The following is a 14718-nucleotide window of genomic DNA, read 5'->3' on the forward strand; positions in this document are numbered from 1 at the left end:
CTTCTATACCTCCCATAGAATCATTTCAAACCCGGAGAATAAAATCGTGTCCAAGCGTCGTGTTGTTGTCACTGGCATGGGTATGTTGTCACCGGTAGGCAACACTGTAGAATCCTCTTGGAAAGCCCTGCTAGCTGGTCAAAGTGGTATCGTCAATATCGAGCACTTTGATACTGAAAATTTCTCAACTCGTTTTGCAGGCCTAGTCAAAGATTTTGACTGCACAGAATACATGTCAAAGAAAGATGCACGTAAGATGGACTTGTTCATCCAGTACGGTATCGCAGCGGGTATTCAAGCTCTTGATGACTCTGGCTTAGAAATTAACGAAGAAAACGCCGCACGAGTGGGCGTCGCTATCGGTTCAGGCATTGGTGGCCTTGACTTGATTGAAGCGGGTCACTCAGCATTGGTCGAGAAAGGTCCACGTAAAGTGAGTCCGTTCTTCGTCCCATCGACCATTGTTAACATGGTGGCGGGTAATTTATCGATTATGCGTGGTCTACGTGGTCCAAATATTGCGATCTCGACGGCGTGTACAACTGGTCTGCACAACATCGGCCATGCAGCGCGTATGATCGCGTATGGCGATTGCGAAGCGATGGTGGCGGGTGGCTCAGAAAAAGCGTCCACCCCACTTGGTATGGCAGGTTTTGGTGCAGCGAAAGCACTGTCTACTCGTAATGATGCGCCTCAAAAAGCCTCTCGCCCCTGGGACAAAGACCGTGACGGTTTCGTTCTTGGTGATGGCGCAGGCATGATGGTGCTAGAAGAGTACGAACACGCGAAAGCGCGTGGCGCGAAAATTTACGCTGAAGTGGTTGGCTTTGGTATGTCAGGTGACGCTTACCACATGACTTCGCCGAGTGAAGATGGCTCAGGCGGTGCATTGGCAATGGAAGCGGCCATGCGTGACGCGGGTATCGAAGGCACACAAGTTGGTTACGTGAACGCACACGGTACATCGACGCCAGCAGGCGACGTCGCGGAAGTGAAAGGCATTCGCCGTGCATTGGGTGAAGCGGGCGCGAAACAAGTCAAAGTGTCATCAACCAAGTCGATGACAGGACACTTGTTGGGTGCTGCGGGCTCAGTAGAAGCGATCATCACCGTGCTCTCTTTGCGCGATCAAATTGTGCCGCCGACGATCAACCTTGATAACCCGGAAGAAGGGTTAGAGGATATCGATCTTGTGCCACACACTGCGAAAGAAGTATCGATGGATTACGCGATTTGTAACTCATTCGGCTTTGGTGGTACGAACGGCTCGTTGGTGTTCAAAAAGATCTAAACCGTGCTACGTGTAGTCGGATGATTTGTGTTAAAACGGCTTAATGCTTCGGTATTAAGCCGTTTTGTTTTCTAAGGTGGATGGATGTTTTGGGTCAATGGACAAAGAGCGGACTCAATTGCGCTAAGTGATCGATCGTTTCAATATGGTGATGGCTGCTTTACGACCATACTGACTCGCCATGGTCAGATTGAGGGGTGGTCAGCCCATGTGACAAGAATGGAAGCGTGCTTGAGTTTGCTGGGTATTGAGTTCCCAGATTGGCAGCAAGTACGACAATGGCTAGAAACGGCGTCATTGCCTGCAGCGAAAGCCGGTCTCAAGCTGCATGTCAGCCGAGGAGAAGGTGGGCGCGGATATAGCCCTGCGCACGTCACGACACCCAATGTTACTATTAGCCACTTTCCATTTCCCGCCCATTATGAACAATGGCAACAGAATGGCGTAGCACTTGGCGTGTGCGAGCGGCGTTTAGGCCACAACCCACTCCTTGCCGGTCACAAACACAACAACCGACTTGAGCAAGTGTTGCTCAAACAAGAGTTAGACGAGCAAGGCTATGCAGATGGCTTGGCACTCGACATTGATGGCTTCGTGATAGAAACCACGATGGCGAACCTGTTTTGGTGTCGCGAAGACACGTTATTTACCCCCGACCTTACTCTTGCGGGGGTCGCGGGGACAATGAGAGAGCGCGTGCTTCAATGCGCATTGACAATGGGATTGCACATTGAAGTGGGGCAATTCACGCTCTGCGATATTGAACAGGCCGACGAGGTCTTCATCTGCAACGCTTTGTTAGGTGTCGCACCGGTCAGCGCTATTTCGAATAAAATGTTCACCATTGGACCACAAACTCGACGATTTCAGGAGAACCTTTCCTCGTGATTAAGAAAATCACCTATTTATTGATTGCTATATTGTTGATTGCTTTTGCGGGTTACCGCTACATCACTAACCAAGTGAATGAGTACGTCAATCAACCCCTATCGATGACACAAGAACGCATTTTTACCCTTAAAACCGGTACCAGCTTTCAGCGAGTGTTAAGTGACCTTACTCAGAGCGACCTTATCGAACCGAGCGATTTAACGCCGCTGGTTCGACGCTTTTATCCCGAGCTTACTCAAGTAAAAGCGGGCACCTATCTGTTGGAACCTGGCCTGACGCTACGTCAGGCGTTGCTGCTTTTTAAGTCGGGTAAAGAGCACCAGTTTTCGATCACCTTTGTTGAAGGGTCGACGTTCAAAGAGTGGCGTGAAGCGCTGTCTCAAGCACCGCATCTGACGCATGATACGACAGAGATGACGGAAGCGGAGATTGCCCGAGCGCTAGAGCTCGATGTGGAGAAGTTAGAAGGCATGTTCTTAGCCGAAACCTACCACTATACCTTCGGAGCGTCAGAGTTGGATATTCTTGAGCGAGCATCGCGTAAGCTCACTCAGGTGCTCGATTATCACTGGGCAGAACGTCAGCGTGATTTACCATTGAAATCGTCGTATGAAGCCCTCATTCTTGCTTCTATCATTGAAAAAGAGACCTCAGTGGAAGAAGAGCGAGAGCGAGTCGCGTCAGTGTTTGTTAATCGCCTCAACAAAGGTATGCGTTTGCAAACCGATCCGACGGTTATTTATGGTATGGGCGACAGCTACGACGGCAACATACGTAAGAAAGACCTTCGTACGCCCACGCCTTATAACACCTATGTCATTTTTGGTCTGCCACCTACGCCGATCGCGATGCCGGGTGAAGCCTCTATTGCAGCGGCGACCAACCCTGAGAATGGGGATTACTACTACTTTGTCGCCAGTGGAACCGGCGGTCATGTGTTTTCAAAAACATTGGCTGAGCACAACCGCGCGGTCCGAGCCTATTTAAAACAGTTAAGAAGTAAACAATGACACAAGCAAAATTTATTGTTATCGAAGGATTAGAAGGCGCGGGTAAAAGCACCGCGATTCAAGCCGTATTGACCACGTTACAAGCGGCGGGCATCACTTCGATTCAACAAACTCGCGAACCCGGTGGCACCACGTTGGCTGAAAAGTTACGTGACTTGGTCAAGCAAGAGCATGAGGGTGAAGTGCTGCAAGACATGACGGAGCTACTGTTGATGTATGCCGCGCGTGTCCAACTGGTGGAAAATGTCATTAAGCCTGCCTTGGAAAAAGGTGAGTGGGTGGTGGGCGATCGTCATGATATGTCCTCGCAAGCCTATCAGGGTGGCGGCCGACAGATTACCGCTGAGACGATGTCAACACTCAAACAGACGACGCTTGGCGACTTTAAGCCCGACTTGACCTTGTACTTAGACATCGACCCTCGAGTTGGCCTTGAGCGAGCGCGTGGTCGGGGTGAACTCGACAGAATTGAAAAAATGGACATGAGTTTTTTCGATCGTACTCGCGCACGCTATCTTGAGATCGCGCGCCATGATGCAACGGTTCTGATCATCAATGCTGAGCAATCTATAGAGCAAGTGGCTGCTGATATCTCTGCGGCGTTGAAAGGCTGGCTAGAGGCTCAGACTGAGCAAGGCGTCGCCTAGTATGAATGAGCTGTACCCTTGGTTAACACCGCTTTGGGCGGAGTGGAAATCGAGCCTCGAACACCAACGTTTTGCCAACGCCTCGATGTTGATTGCACAGAGTGGCATGGGGGCAGAGCAGTTGGTGGACAGACTCTCAAGAGCAGTGATGTGCCAACACGACCACTCTGAGCCGTGTGGGTTTTGTCATGGTTGCCAGTTGATGCAATCGCAAAGCCATCCCGATTTTCATCGAGTGGTGCCTGAAAAAGAGGGCAAAGCGATCACGGTTGAACAGGTGCGGCAGTGCAACCGGTTAGCACAAGAATCGTCCCAACTTGGTGGCTATCGACTGTTTGTGATTGAGCCGGCTGAGGCAATGAACACGTCCGCCTCGAACGCTTTGCTCAAAACCTTGGAAGAGCCAGGGGAAAACTGTCTGTTCCTTTTGGTGACGCACCGTCAGAGTCATCTGCTTGCCACCATCACCAGTCGCTGCCAGCAATGGTATCTCAATACGCCGAGTGCCACCGACGTCGCAGAGTGGTTGTCACATCACACACAAAAGGCGGTGCCAGCCTTTGCCGCCCATATTCATGCGAACTCCCCGCTCGATACGTTGGCGTTTATTGAACAGGGGGGGGAATCTCAGTATCAGCAGCTAGAGTCCGCCTTGCTTGCGTTTTTGGTCAGCCAAGACGATGGGGTGAAGCTTGCTAAGGAATTGGCGAAAGCGCCCGATGAGTCTCTACCCTGGTTATGGACCTTGCTGACCGATGCACAAAAAGTTCATTTTTCAGTGAGGGATGAGGCGATGACACCTGGTTGTCAGCGTTTAGCTGAGACAGTGTCTTACGCGCAGCTCTACCAACATACACAATCACTGACTAAACTTATTAATCAACTGAGTGACTACCCAGGGCTCAACGCAGAGTTACTGATCATGAGTTGGTTGTTCTCATTAAAAGAGGAATTATGTTCGTAGATTCGCACTGTCATCTGGATAAGCTTGATTACCAAGAGCGACATAATGATGTGGCTGATGTCATAGAGAAAGCCAACGCTGCTAACGTCACCGAGTTGCTTTCGGTGGGGGTAACGCTTGATTCGTTTCCCGATATGTTGGCTATGATTGAGCCTTATGACAACGTACACGCGTCGTGTGGGGTTCATCCATTGGACGTCGAAAGTGACTTTGCCCTTGATCGCCTACATGAATATGCTCGTCATCCGAAAGTGGTCGCGATTGGTGAAACGGGGCTGGATTATCACTATCAGCCTGAAACCGCTGACCTGCAAAAACTGCGCTTTGAGCAGCAGGTCGAGCTCGCGGTCAATGTGAATAAGCCGCTGATCATTCATACGCGCAACGCACGAGAAGATACTCTGGCTATTTTAAGAGCAGGACAGGCAGAGAAATGCGGTGGTGTCATCCACTGTTTTACGGAAGATCTTACCTTTGCTAAGCAAGCGATGGAGTTAGGCTTTTACATTTCCATCTCTGGTATCGTGACGTTTCGACAAGCAACGGAGTTGAAAGACGTGGTCAAAGCGTTGCCACTTGATCGCTTATTGATTGAGACCGATTCTCCCTATTTGGCCCCGGTCCCTCATCGCGGCCAACAGAATGAACCTGCCTATGTGGTTGAAGTCGCCGCATACATTGCGAAGCTTAAGTCTTGCGGCCTACATGAGGTGGCCGCAGCCACAACGACGAACTTCAAAAAACTTTTTTTAAGATAGAAATTAATGGCGGTATAAAAAAGGGGCGCTGGCCCTTTTTTTTTGTTACAAGCGTCACGTATCTGACTCATCAAATCAGTGTTAACCAAATCTGTTGAAGATGCGAGACAAAATTTGTTTAAATGTAATTTTGTTACATAAAATAACAATCTATTCTATTTTATTTACGCCATAAAATTAATGTTGTGCAATAAAAAGTTCATATTTTTCATGGGGATAAGTTGGTATAAGGGCCTTGTTTGGCGCTTCGTTATTGTGATCTATCTAGTAGTTTGAAACTTATTTTCGTAACGCGCTAGAAAGTTTGTTCACCATCAAGATATATTTAGAGGCAGAAAATATACTGTCATATGTGGTTACATTTTCTTTGGGTGCTAACATTTAAGGCTGCGGGGGTGTGCCGTTAGTGCCCGATAATTCTTATAACTTTTCAGGAGCATAAACATGTTTAAGAATCTTTTTGCTAACCTGCAAAAAGTAGGTAAATCACTGATGCTACCAGTATCAGTATTGCCTGTTGCAGGTATCCTACTTGGTGTTGGTGCTGCCAACCTTGGTTTCATTCCAGAGATTGTATCAAACCTAATGGAACAAGCGGGTGGTTCAGTATTTGGCCAGATGGCACTGCTATTTGCAGTGGGTGTCGCTCTAGGCTTCACTAACAACGACGGCGTAGCGGGCCTTGCTGCTATCGTTGGTTACGGCATCATGACGGCAACACTAAGCGTTATGGCTGGCGTGATGGGCGTTGAGAAAATCGATACGGGTGTTCTCGGTGGTATCCTAGTCGGTGGTGTGGCTGCGTGGGCGTTTAACCGCTTCTTCCGCATTCAATTGCCTGAGTACCTTGGCTTCTTCGCTGGTAAGCGTGCTGTGCCAATCATCACTGGTTTTGCAGCTATCGCACTGGGTATCGTACTGTCTATCATCTGGCCACCAATTGGTTCAGCTATTGGTGCGTTCTCTCACTGGGCTGCAGAGCAAAACCCACAACTTGCATTCGGTATCTACGGTATCGTTGAGCGTTCATTGATCCCATTCGGTCTACACCACGTGTGGAACGTACCTTTCTTCTTCGAAGCAGGTCAATGTGTGAACGCAGCAGGTGAAACTCAAAACGGCGTACTGACATGTTACCTAGTGGCAGATGAAGCGTCTCGCGCAGAAGGTAATGGCTTCGGTCAGCTTGCAGGTGGCTACATGTTCAAGATGTTCGGTCTACCAGCAGCGGCTATCGCGATTGCACACTCTGCTAAGCCAGAGAACCGCGTTAAAGTTATGGGTATCATGGCGTCAGCAGCGTTGACTTCATTCCTAACAGGTATTACTGAGCCAATCGAATTCTCATTCCTATTCGTTGCGCCACTACTTTACGGAATCCACGCTCTACTTGCTGGTTCTGCATACGTTGTTGCTAACACTATCGGCTTCGTACACGGTACATCATTCTCTCACGGCTTGATCGACTTCCTAGTACTTTCTGGCAACGCTCAGAAGATGGGTATCATGATCGCGACTGGTCTTGTTTACGCAGCAATCTACTACGTAGTATTCCGTGCAGTGATCAAAGCGATGGACCTAAAAACTCCTGGTCGTGAAGACGAAACTCAAGCTGAAGCGGCGGCGTCTGGTTCAGACATGGCTGGTGAGCTTGTTGCAGCGTTCGGCGGTAAAGCAAACATTACAGGTCTTGACGCGTGTATCACTCGTCTACGTGTTGCGGTTGCTGACACAGAAGTGGTTGACCAAGACAAACTTAAGAAATTGGGTGCAGCAGGCGTTGTAGTCGTCGCAGGTGGTGTTCAAGCTATCTTCGGTACTAAGTCTGACAACCTTAAAACAGATATGGATGAGTGGATTCGTAACAACGGATAATCCCTACCCTCATCGATAGATAGAAAAATGCCAGTCAAGTGACTGGCATTTTTTATGGCTTAGCGTTATTAAATGTGCACGGCTGACACTCAGAAACGCCAATCGATCCCCAATGAAATTTTCGCATCTTCGCTACGCTTTTTAGGGCCTAGAACTTCGGTCTCAATATTGTGATAGCGGCCTTCCACAAAGATATTGATGTTCTGACCATTCACATACGCTTGCATACCTTGAACCCACATCAAATCGACAAAGTTGAGGTCATCAATACCGTCGACAGCTTGTCCAGCCATCGCTTGAATGACGGTGTAGTGGGTGTCATTCCAAGGCTGCAAGGCGTAAAGGTTGACCGATGCTAAGTGGGCATCTTTCGCCCCCACAGAGTGCAGCACAGATTGAATCTCATCAACGCTACCGCCACTGTTTTTGGCGATGCGGCCTGCCGCTTTATTGAGGTCGACATCCACATAAGTGTAATTCACTGAAGGGAAAAACTTTGTGGTGCCGTTGGCGGCTTCCAGAGGCAGCATGTAGCCTGCGGTGTAGGAGTCCGCAAGCTTAGTGCCATACAAGTCGATATAAACCCCGCCCACACGACTGTCAAAATGCGCCATGCGTGCACGCATGTTATCTGTATCCGTAAAGTATTCACCAAAGAGCACGGTTTGAGTTTTGCCTTCTGGTCCCGCATCGTAAAGGTTGGCAGCGCCATAGCCGGCAAACAGCTTTAGCTCACCGCTGTCTGTATTGACCATAGTACCAATGCGAGATTGGGTATTTCGTGGATCGAACGCGTGCAACTCATCCGAGTCCGCAGCAAAAATTGGGCTAGAAGCGAGGGCCAGAGCCACTGCACAAATCGTGGTGTTTTTCATCGTTATACCTTTTTCGTTGTTGTGCGCCAGCGAAGGGAGAGGGCGCTTACGACGTATCCTAATGAGATCAAAAAATGAGAAACATAGAGAGGGGGTTATTACACACATAACAATCGAAGATGTATGTCTTGATTGAAATGTGATGTTCTCCGTGACGTTAGCAAGAGGTATGGAAATTGTTGCGATTTACTGGAAGGTATATCAAGTTTCAGCGCTCATAGTGGAGAGGCTAGGAATAGATGAGTCAAAGGATTGCGTTCATTTATCTCCACCAGTTATGAGTAAGTTTGCTGGCAGTTATTCAAATATGTTGACCAAGTTCGTCTAATTTCCCTTGCTGCCATTTTGAATCAACTCGCTATAGTAAAAGCAAGGTTTTTACAGTGAACGAGAATAACGAAGGTGAATTATGGGAAAGCTAGTTGAAGGCGTGTGGCACGATGTGTGGTACGACACTAAATCAAACGGCGGTCAATTTGTGCGCGAAGACGCCGGGTTTCGTGATTGGGTCGTCAATAAAGAGGGCGCGCGTTTTGCGCCGGAATCCGGGCGCTATCATCTTTATGTCTCGCTCGCGTGTCCTTGGGCTCACCGAACTCTAATTTTTCGCCGCCTAAAAGGGCTGGACCCTCATATTGATGTCACTGTGGTCTGCCCAGATATGATGAGTGAAGGCTGGCAAATGGGGCTGCCTGAGCCGCTGTTTGGTCATACGCGATTGCACCAAATCTACACTCAGGCTAAGTCCGACTACACAGGGCGCGTTACGGTGCCTGTCTTGTGGGATAAAAAGCACAACACCATTGTCAGCAATGAGTCGTCAGAAATCATCCGTATGTTTAATCATGCGTTCAACGACTTGACGGGCAATACCCTCGATTACTATCCAGACCATCTCCACGAAGTGATTGATGAGTGGAACGATTTTATCTACCCCAACGTCAATAATGGTGTCTACCGCTGCGGTTTTGCGACGACGCAAGAAGCGTACGAAGAAGCATACGATAAGCTGTTCTCTGCGTTGGATAAGCTTGATACTCATCTCGCGAGTCATCGCTACCTAGCGGGCGGTCAGATAACGGAGGCCGATTGGCGTTTGTTTACCACCTTGATTCGTTTTGATGCTGTGTATGTGGGCCACTTTAAATGCAATAAGCAGCGTATTGAAGATTACCCGAACTTGCACGGTTATCTAAAAGAGTTGTACCAAGCGGAAGGGGTCAAAGAGACCACAGATTTTTATCATATTAAGCGCCATTACTATTTCAGTCACACCGGGATCAACCCCACACAAGTGGTACCTAAAGGACCAGAATTAGACCTCGATTCTCCCCACGGACGAGAGGCCATCAGCGCTTAACTTAATCCCCCGCACTTAGCGGGGTTTTTTTATGCCCTATCACAGAATTATCTGCGTTAGTTCCTACACTTAACATTGAACCGTTAGCAAGTGGGAGGGCGTATGGAGTTACAACATCTCGTCAGCGATGAGCAGCTCTTTTGGCATCTTTTGATTGCGTTGATGCTTGGGGCGATTGTTGGGACACAGCGTGGCTGGGTGATGCGCAATAATGCGGAAGGCACGCGCGTTGCAGGGATCCGAACCTTCTCTCTCGTAGCGGTACTCGGCGCGCTGGTCACGATTTTAGCCAAAGTCTATTCCCCTTTACTGCTTGGTTTTGCTTTTGTCGCCTTGGTGATTCTTGCTTGTGTGGCGTTTGTCGCGCAGCAAAAAAACAGCACCAGCATCAGTATTACCGGTGTGGTCAGCTTGCTGATGACCTTTGTTCTCGGCGCGCTCACGGTCTCGGGGTACGCTGTCTTGGCTGCGTCAGCGGCGGTGATTACGGCAGTGGTGCTTGATAACAAACGCGAACTGCACCAAGCCCTGCAACGTCTACAAGAGTACGAATTGGACGCGGCACTGCGGCTATTGATGATCTCCATCGTCTTATTGCCATTGCTGCCCAATCAAACCTTTGGGCCTTGGAAGGCGCTCAATCCATATGAAATTTGGTGGATGGTGGTGTTGATCGCAAGCATCTCTTTTGTGGGCTATTTTGCGATCAAAATTGGCGGTACCAAACGGGGTATCTTGTTCACTTCACTGTTTGCTGGATTGAGCTCATCGACGGCGCTGACATTGCAATTTTCTCATCTATCACGTGAACAGCCGCATTTGAGCGGCTTACTCGCGACGGGCATATTAGTCAGTTGTGGCACCATGTTTCCGCGTTTACTGATTGTGCTAAGCGTGATTAACCCCTTACTGGTCGAGCAAATCGCTTACCCAGCGTTAGTGACGATGGCAGCACTCTATCTGCCCGCATGGTGGATTTGGCGCCGCTGTCATATCGAGCCTGTCGAACCCAATAGCAAGCAAAGTAACCCACTTGCGTTGCAATCGGCCTTGCTGTTTGGTTTGGTGCTTGCGGGGATCATTTTACTGTCGCACGCCTTGACTGAGTGGTTTGGTGAATCGGGCGTTCTGATCCTGGCGGGGATCTCTGGCATGACGGATGTCGATGCAATTTCTCTCGCGCTGGGTAGACAAAGCGTGACCATATTAAGTGTAGAGGTGGCATCGCTGGCGATCTTAATTGCGGCGGCGGTGAATACGTTAGTAAAAATGTCGATGGTGGCCATCATTGGTGGCCGGGCGCTATGGCACAAAGTGGTGCCGGTTATGAGCTGCGCCGTTATGCTCGGCGCCGTAATGTATGGCTTGCAATAATACGGAAATAAAAAAGCCCTCCAGTAGTTGGAGGGCTTAAAAGAGTCATGCAAGAGCGGTGATTACTTCTGCTCTTGGTCTGCTTGAATCGCTGTCAGCGCGATGGTGTAGACGATGTCATCAACCAAGGCACCACGAGATAGGTCGTTCACCGGCTTGCGCATACCTTGCAGCATTGGACCGATAGAAACAAGGTCGGCACTACGCTGTACCGCTTTGTACGTCGTGTTACCTGTATTTAAGTCTGGGAAGACAAATACCGTCGCTTTACCTGCAACAGGCGAGTTCGGAGCTTTAGACGCTGCCACATTCTCCATGATCGCCGCGTCGTACTGTAGCGGACCGTCAATCACTAGATCAGGACGTTTTTCCTTAGCAATGCGTGTTGCTTCACGCACTTTATCGACGTCTGCACCTTTACCAGACTCACCGGTAGAGTAAGAGATCATCGCAACGCGAGGATCAATACCAAAGGCCGCAGCAGAGTCTGCAGATTGAATCGCGATTTCCGCCAATTGTTCCGCCGTTGGATCTGGGTTGATCGCACAGTCGCCGTAAACCAGTACTTGGTCTGGCAGTAGCATGAAGAACACAGACGAAACGATAGACGCATTCGGCGCAGTCTTAATGATTTGGAACGGAGGAACGATGGTGTTCGCCGTAGTGTGAACCGCACCTGAAACTAGGCCATCGACTTCGTTGTTTTCAAGCATCATGGTGCCAAGGAATACGGAGTCTTCAAGCTTCTCACGCGCAACCACTTCAGTCATGCCTTTCGCACCACGAAGCTCAACTAGACGAGCAACGTAGTTTTCACGGATAGCGTCTGAGTCGATGATCTGCACACCAGCGCCAAGCTCAACACCTTGCTGCTCCGCGACGCGGCGGATTTCAGCGGGGTTACCTAGCAACACACACTCAGCAATGCCGCGCTCTGCACAGATGGCCGCCGCTTTCACTGTACGTGGTTCGTCGCCTTCTGGAAGTACGATACGCTTGCCTGCTTTACGGGCCAGTTCAGTCAACTGGTAACGGAACGCAGGTGGACTTAGGCGACGTGATTTTTGCGTGCCTTCAGTCATAGACTCAATCCAGTTACCGTCGATGTGGCCAGCAACGTGTTCATTGATGAACTCGATACGCTCTTTATCATCTGCGGGAACTTCGATGCTGAAGCTTTGCAGGTTCAATGAGGTTTGCCACGTGTTACCTTGTGCTTTAAAGATAGGTAGACCAGTGTCAAACGCTGGCTGACAGAGACCTGCGATTTCCTTAGGAATGTCATAGCCGCCGGTCAGCAAAATAGCACCGATGTCGACGCCGTTCATTGCCGCCAGTGATGCGGCAACGATAACGTCAGGACGGTCTGCTGAAGTCACAAGCAGTGAACCCGGTTTGAAGTGCTCAATCATGTTTGGCAAAGAGCGCGCACAGAAAGTGATGCTCTTAATGCGGCGAGTGTTGATGTCACCGGCGTTAATGATGTCTGCTTTTAGGTGCTCTGCCATGTCGATAGCGCGTGTCGCGATGAGATCGATGCTCCAAGGCACACAACCCAGTACACGGATAGGAGAAGTGTTGAAGATCTCCATCACTTTTAGCTCGCTTTGCTTCGCGCTGTCGGCGTCATCAAAGATCTCAGACAGATCAGGGCGAGTACGACCCGCTTCGTCAACCGGTGCGTTGAGCTTGTTGATGATCACGCCAGAGATGTTTTTGTTCTTAGTGCCACCAAAGTTTGAACACGCAACTTCAATACGTTCTTTCAGTTGCGCAGGGTTATCGGTACCCGGTGTGGCGACAAGCACGATTTCTGCGCCCAATGTGGCCGCGATTTCCGCGTTCACTTGGTTGGCAAATGGGTGCTTACGCGTTGGCACAAGACCTTCGATCAGGGTTACGTCTGCATCTTTGTTGATCTGGTTGTAACGTTCAACGACGGTTTCTAGCAACTCGTCCATGTTGTCGTTACCGATCAAGCTTTCCGCGACAGACATCGGCATTGGCTGGCCGATTTTCACATCGCTGTTACGGCCCACAATCGTCGAGGTGAGATCCGGTTGATCGCCACCGCTACGAGGTTGACAGATTGGCTTGTAGAAAGAAACTTTAACGCCTTTACGCTCCATAGCGCGAAGAACACCCATACTCACGCTGGTCAGACCGACGCCAGCACTGGTAGGGATAAGCATAATAGTACGAGACATTCGTAGAGTACCTTTAGCTATTAGGGGGAGTTAAGCACAGTGACATAAACGATAGAGAGGGAGAATGCCAGTTGTGCCCCTTGGTCATCACAGTTAGCTGTAATTGACCGACTTCAGTTAGAAAACCGGCTAGCACTTGGCTAGCCGGTGAATCTGATTAAAGACCTGCTAGGCGAGCAGTGTCTTCGGCAATGACAAGCTCTTCGTTGGTCGAAATCACCATTGCTGGGATGCGGCTGTCTGCAGTTGTGATGGTGCCTTCACCGCCAAAACGTGCTTTCAGGTTTGCTTCACCATCTACTTCGATACCGAATACGCCTAGACGGTTCAATACCATCTCACGGATTGGGCCAGAGTTTTCACCGATACCGCCAGTAAAGACGATCGCGTCTAGACGGCCTTCCAGTGTCGCAGTGTAACCCGCTACGTATTTCGCTAGGCGGTGACAGAATACGTCCATCGCACGCGTTGCTTCTTCTTTTTGACCGTAGTTGTCTTCAACGAAACGACAGTCAGACGTCACTTCAGTTAGACCTTGTAGGCCAGACTCTTTGGTTAGCATAGTGTTGATTTGCTCAACAGAGTAACCTAGTGCGTCGTGTAGGTGGAAGATGATTGCAGGGTCTATATCACCACAGCGTGTACCCATCACCAAACCTTCAAGCGGTGTCAGACCCATAGAGGTGTCTACTGATTTACCGTTCTTGATTGCACACACAGATGCGCCGTTACCTAGGTGACAGTTGATGATGTTCAATTCGTCAGCCGGTTTACCTAGACGCTCAGCTGCTTCGCGAGCGATGAATAGGTGTGATGTGCCGTGCATGCCGTAGCGACGGATACCGTGCTCTTTGTACAGGTTGTATGGCAGTGCGTATAGGTACGCTTCTTCAGGCATAGACTGGTGGAAAGCCGTATCAAATACCGCAGACATTGGTAGGCCAGGGAACGCTTTTTGAGCCGCTTTAATACCAATGATCGCTGCTGGGTTGTGAAGAGGCGCCAACGTTGCACAGTCTTCGATACCTTTCAGTACGTCGTCAGTGATAAGCGCAGATTGCGTGAATTTCTCGCCGCCGTGTACCACACGGTGACCGATCGCTTTCAGTTGCTGTGCAAGTTCTGGCTTAGAAGCAAGAATAGTTTCAACGATGAAAGAAAGAGCTTCATCGTGCGCAGCGCCTTCACCAAGTTGTGCTTCGTGTTTGCCATCTAGCTTCCATTTGATACGCGCTTCTGGAAGATGAAGACATTCAGCAAGACCGGTTAGGTGCTCGTCGCCGTTTGCTGCATCAACAATAGCGAACTTAAGAGAAGAACTACCGCAGTTTAAAACTAAAACTAGCTTTGACATGAGTGACTACCTGTAATAATCAGTTAGGATAAAAATTAATCACAAGAATAGACGATACGAGGTTCGCTGCGTACTAATCTTGGTCAAAAAAACGTCGAATTCCGTATAAAGA

At 49.4% G+C, this 14718-nt stretch carries 12 protein-coding genes; 9 read left to right on the forward strand and 3 right to left on the reverse strand.

Translation table 11 applies throughout. From position 1 onward, the window contains the following. Nucleotides 1-46: 46 nt before the first annotated feature. The 7 genes from fabF to ptsG all read left to right on the forward strand — a co-directional run bounded on the left by fabF (nucleotide 47) and on the right by ptsG (nucleotide 7436). Entirely contained in the window at nucleotides 47-1291 is a 1245-nt protein-coding gene (gene fabF / locus AC6R0R_RS06435) for a beta-ketoacyl-ACP synthase II (RefSeq protein WP_334552533.1), read from the forward strand. A gap of 84 nt (nucleotides 1292-1375) precedes the next feature. Continuing rightward, the gene (gene pabC / locus AC6R0R_RS06440; protein WP_500626106.1) at nucleotides 1376-2179 is read left to right on the forward strand and encodes an aminodeoxychorismate lyase; all 804 of its coding nucleotides are present in this window, start codon (nucleotides 1376-1378) and stop codon (nucleotides 2177-2179) included. After that, on the forward strand, nucleotides 2176-3192 hold the full coding sequence (gene mltG / locus AC6R0R_RS06445; protein ID WP_500626107.1) for an endolytic transglycosylase MltG: 1017 nt from the start codon (nucleotides 2176-2178) through the stop codon (nucleotides 3190-3192). Before pabC ends, mltG begins: the two co-directional genes overlap by 4 nt. Further along, nucleotides 3189-3839 carry a dTMP kinase gene (tmk, locus tag AC6R0R_RS06450; protein WP_500626108.1) on the forward strand — a complete coding sequence of 217 codons (651 nt, stop codon included), beginning with the start codon at nucleotides 3189-3191 and terminating at the stop codon, nucleotides 3837-3839. Before mltG ends, tmk begins: the two co-directional genes overlap by 4 nt. Before the next feature lies 1 nt (nucleotide 3840). Continuing rightward, nucleotides 3841-4803, forward strand: coding sequence for a DNA polymerase III subunit delta' (gene holB / locus AC6R0R_RS06455; protein WP_500626109.1), 963 nt, complete (start codon nucleotides 3841-3843; stop codon nucleotides 4801-4803). Further along, on the forward strand, nucleotides 4794-5561 hold the full coding sequence (locus AC6R0R_RS06460) for a TatD family hydrolase (RefSeq protein ID WP_500626110.1): 768 nt from the start codon (nucleotides 4794-4796) through the stop codon (nucleotides 5559-5561). Before holB ends, AC6R0R_RS06460 begins: the two co-directional genes overlap by 10 nt. A 444-nt stretch (nucleotides 5562-6005) precedes the next feature. Continuing rightward, complete coding sequence (gene ptsG / locus AC6R0R_RS06465; RefSeq protein ID WP_500626111.1) at nucleotides 6006-7436, forward strand: PTS glucose transporter subunit IIBC; 1431 nt, start codon at nucleotides 6006-6008, stop codon at nucleotides 7434-7436. An 89-nt stretch (nucleotides 7437-7525) separates the two neighbouring features. Here the strand turns inward: ptsG and AC6R0R_RS06470 are convergent, their stop codons facing one another. Then, on the reverse strand, nucleotides 7526-8311 hold the full coding sequence (locus AC6R0R_RS06470) for a hypothetical protein (RefSeq protein ID WP_487901121.1): 786 nt from the start codon (nucleotides 8309-8311) through the stop codon (nucleotides 7526-7528). A gap of 409 nt (nucleotides 8312-8720) precedes the next feature. Between AC6R0R_RS06470 and AC6R0R_RS06475 the strand changes: the two genes are divergently transcribed. Both AC6R0R_RS06475 and AC6R0R_RS06480 read left to right on the forward strand, forming a co-directional pair. Next, a complete protein-coding gene (locus AC6R0R_RS06475; RefSeq protein WP_500626112.1) occupies nucleotides 8721-9671 on the forward strand; it encodes a glutathione S-transferase family protein in 951 nt (316 codons plus the stop codon). A 102-nt stretch (nucleotides 9672-9773) separates the two neighbouring features. Beyond that, on the forward strand, nucleotides 9774-11045 hold the full coding sequence (locus AC6R0R_RS06480; protein ID WP_500626113.1) for an MgtC/SapB family protein: 1272 nt from the start codon (nucleotides 9774-9776) through the stop codon (nucleotides 11043-11045). A gap of 62 nt (nucleotides 11046-11107) precedes the next feature. On the opposite strand, the gene pta is transcribed toward AC6R0R_RS06480, so the two are convergent. Together pta and AC6R0R_RS06490 are read right to left on the reverse strand one after the other, a co-directional pair. Further along, nucleotides 11108-13252: a phosphate acetyltransferase gene (pta, locus tag AC6R0R_RS06485; protein WP_487901124.1), complete on the reverse strand. Its 2145-nt coding sequence runs from the start codon at nucleotides 13250-13252 to the stop codon at nucleotides 11108-11110. A 157-nt stretch (nucleotides 13253-13409) separates the two neighbouring features. Beyond that, the gene (locus tag AC6R0R_RS06490) at nucleotides 13410-14606 is read right to left on the reverse strand and encodes an acetate kinase (RefSeq protein ID WP_334552522.1); all 1197 of its coding nucleotides are present in this window, start codon (nucleotides 14604-14606) and stop codon (nucleotides 13410-13412) included. Nucleotides 14607-14718: the final 112 nt, after the last annotated feature.

The organism is Vibrio sp. R12-SW3-ISO1 (assembly GCF_059834005.1).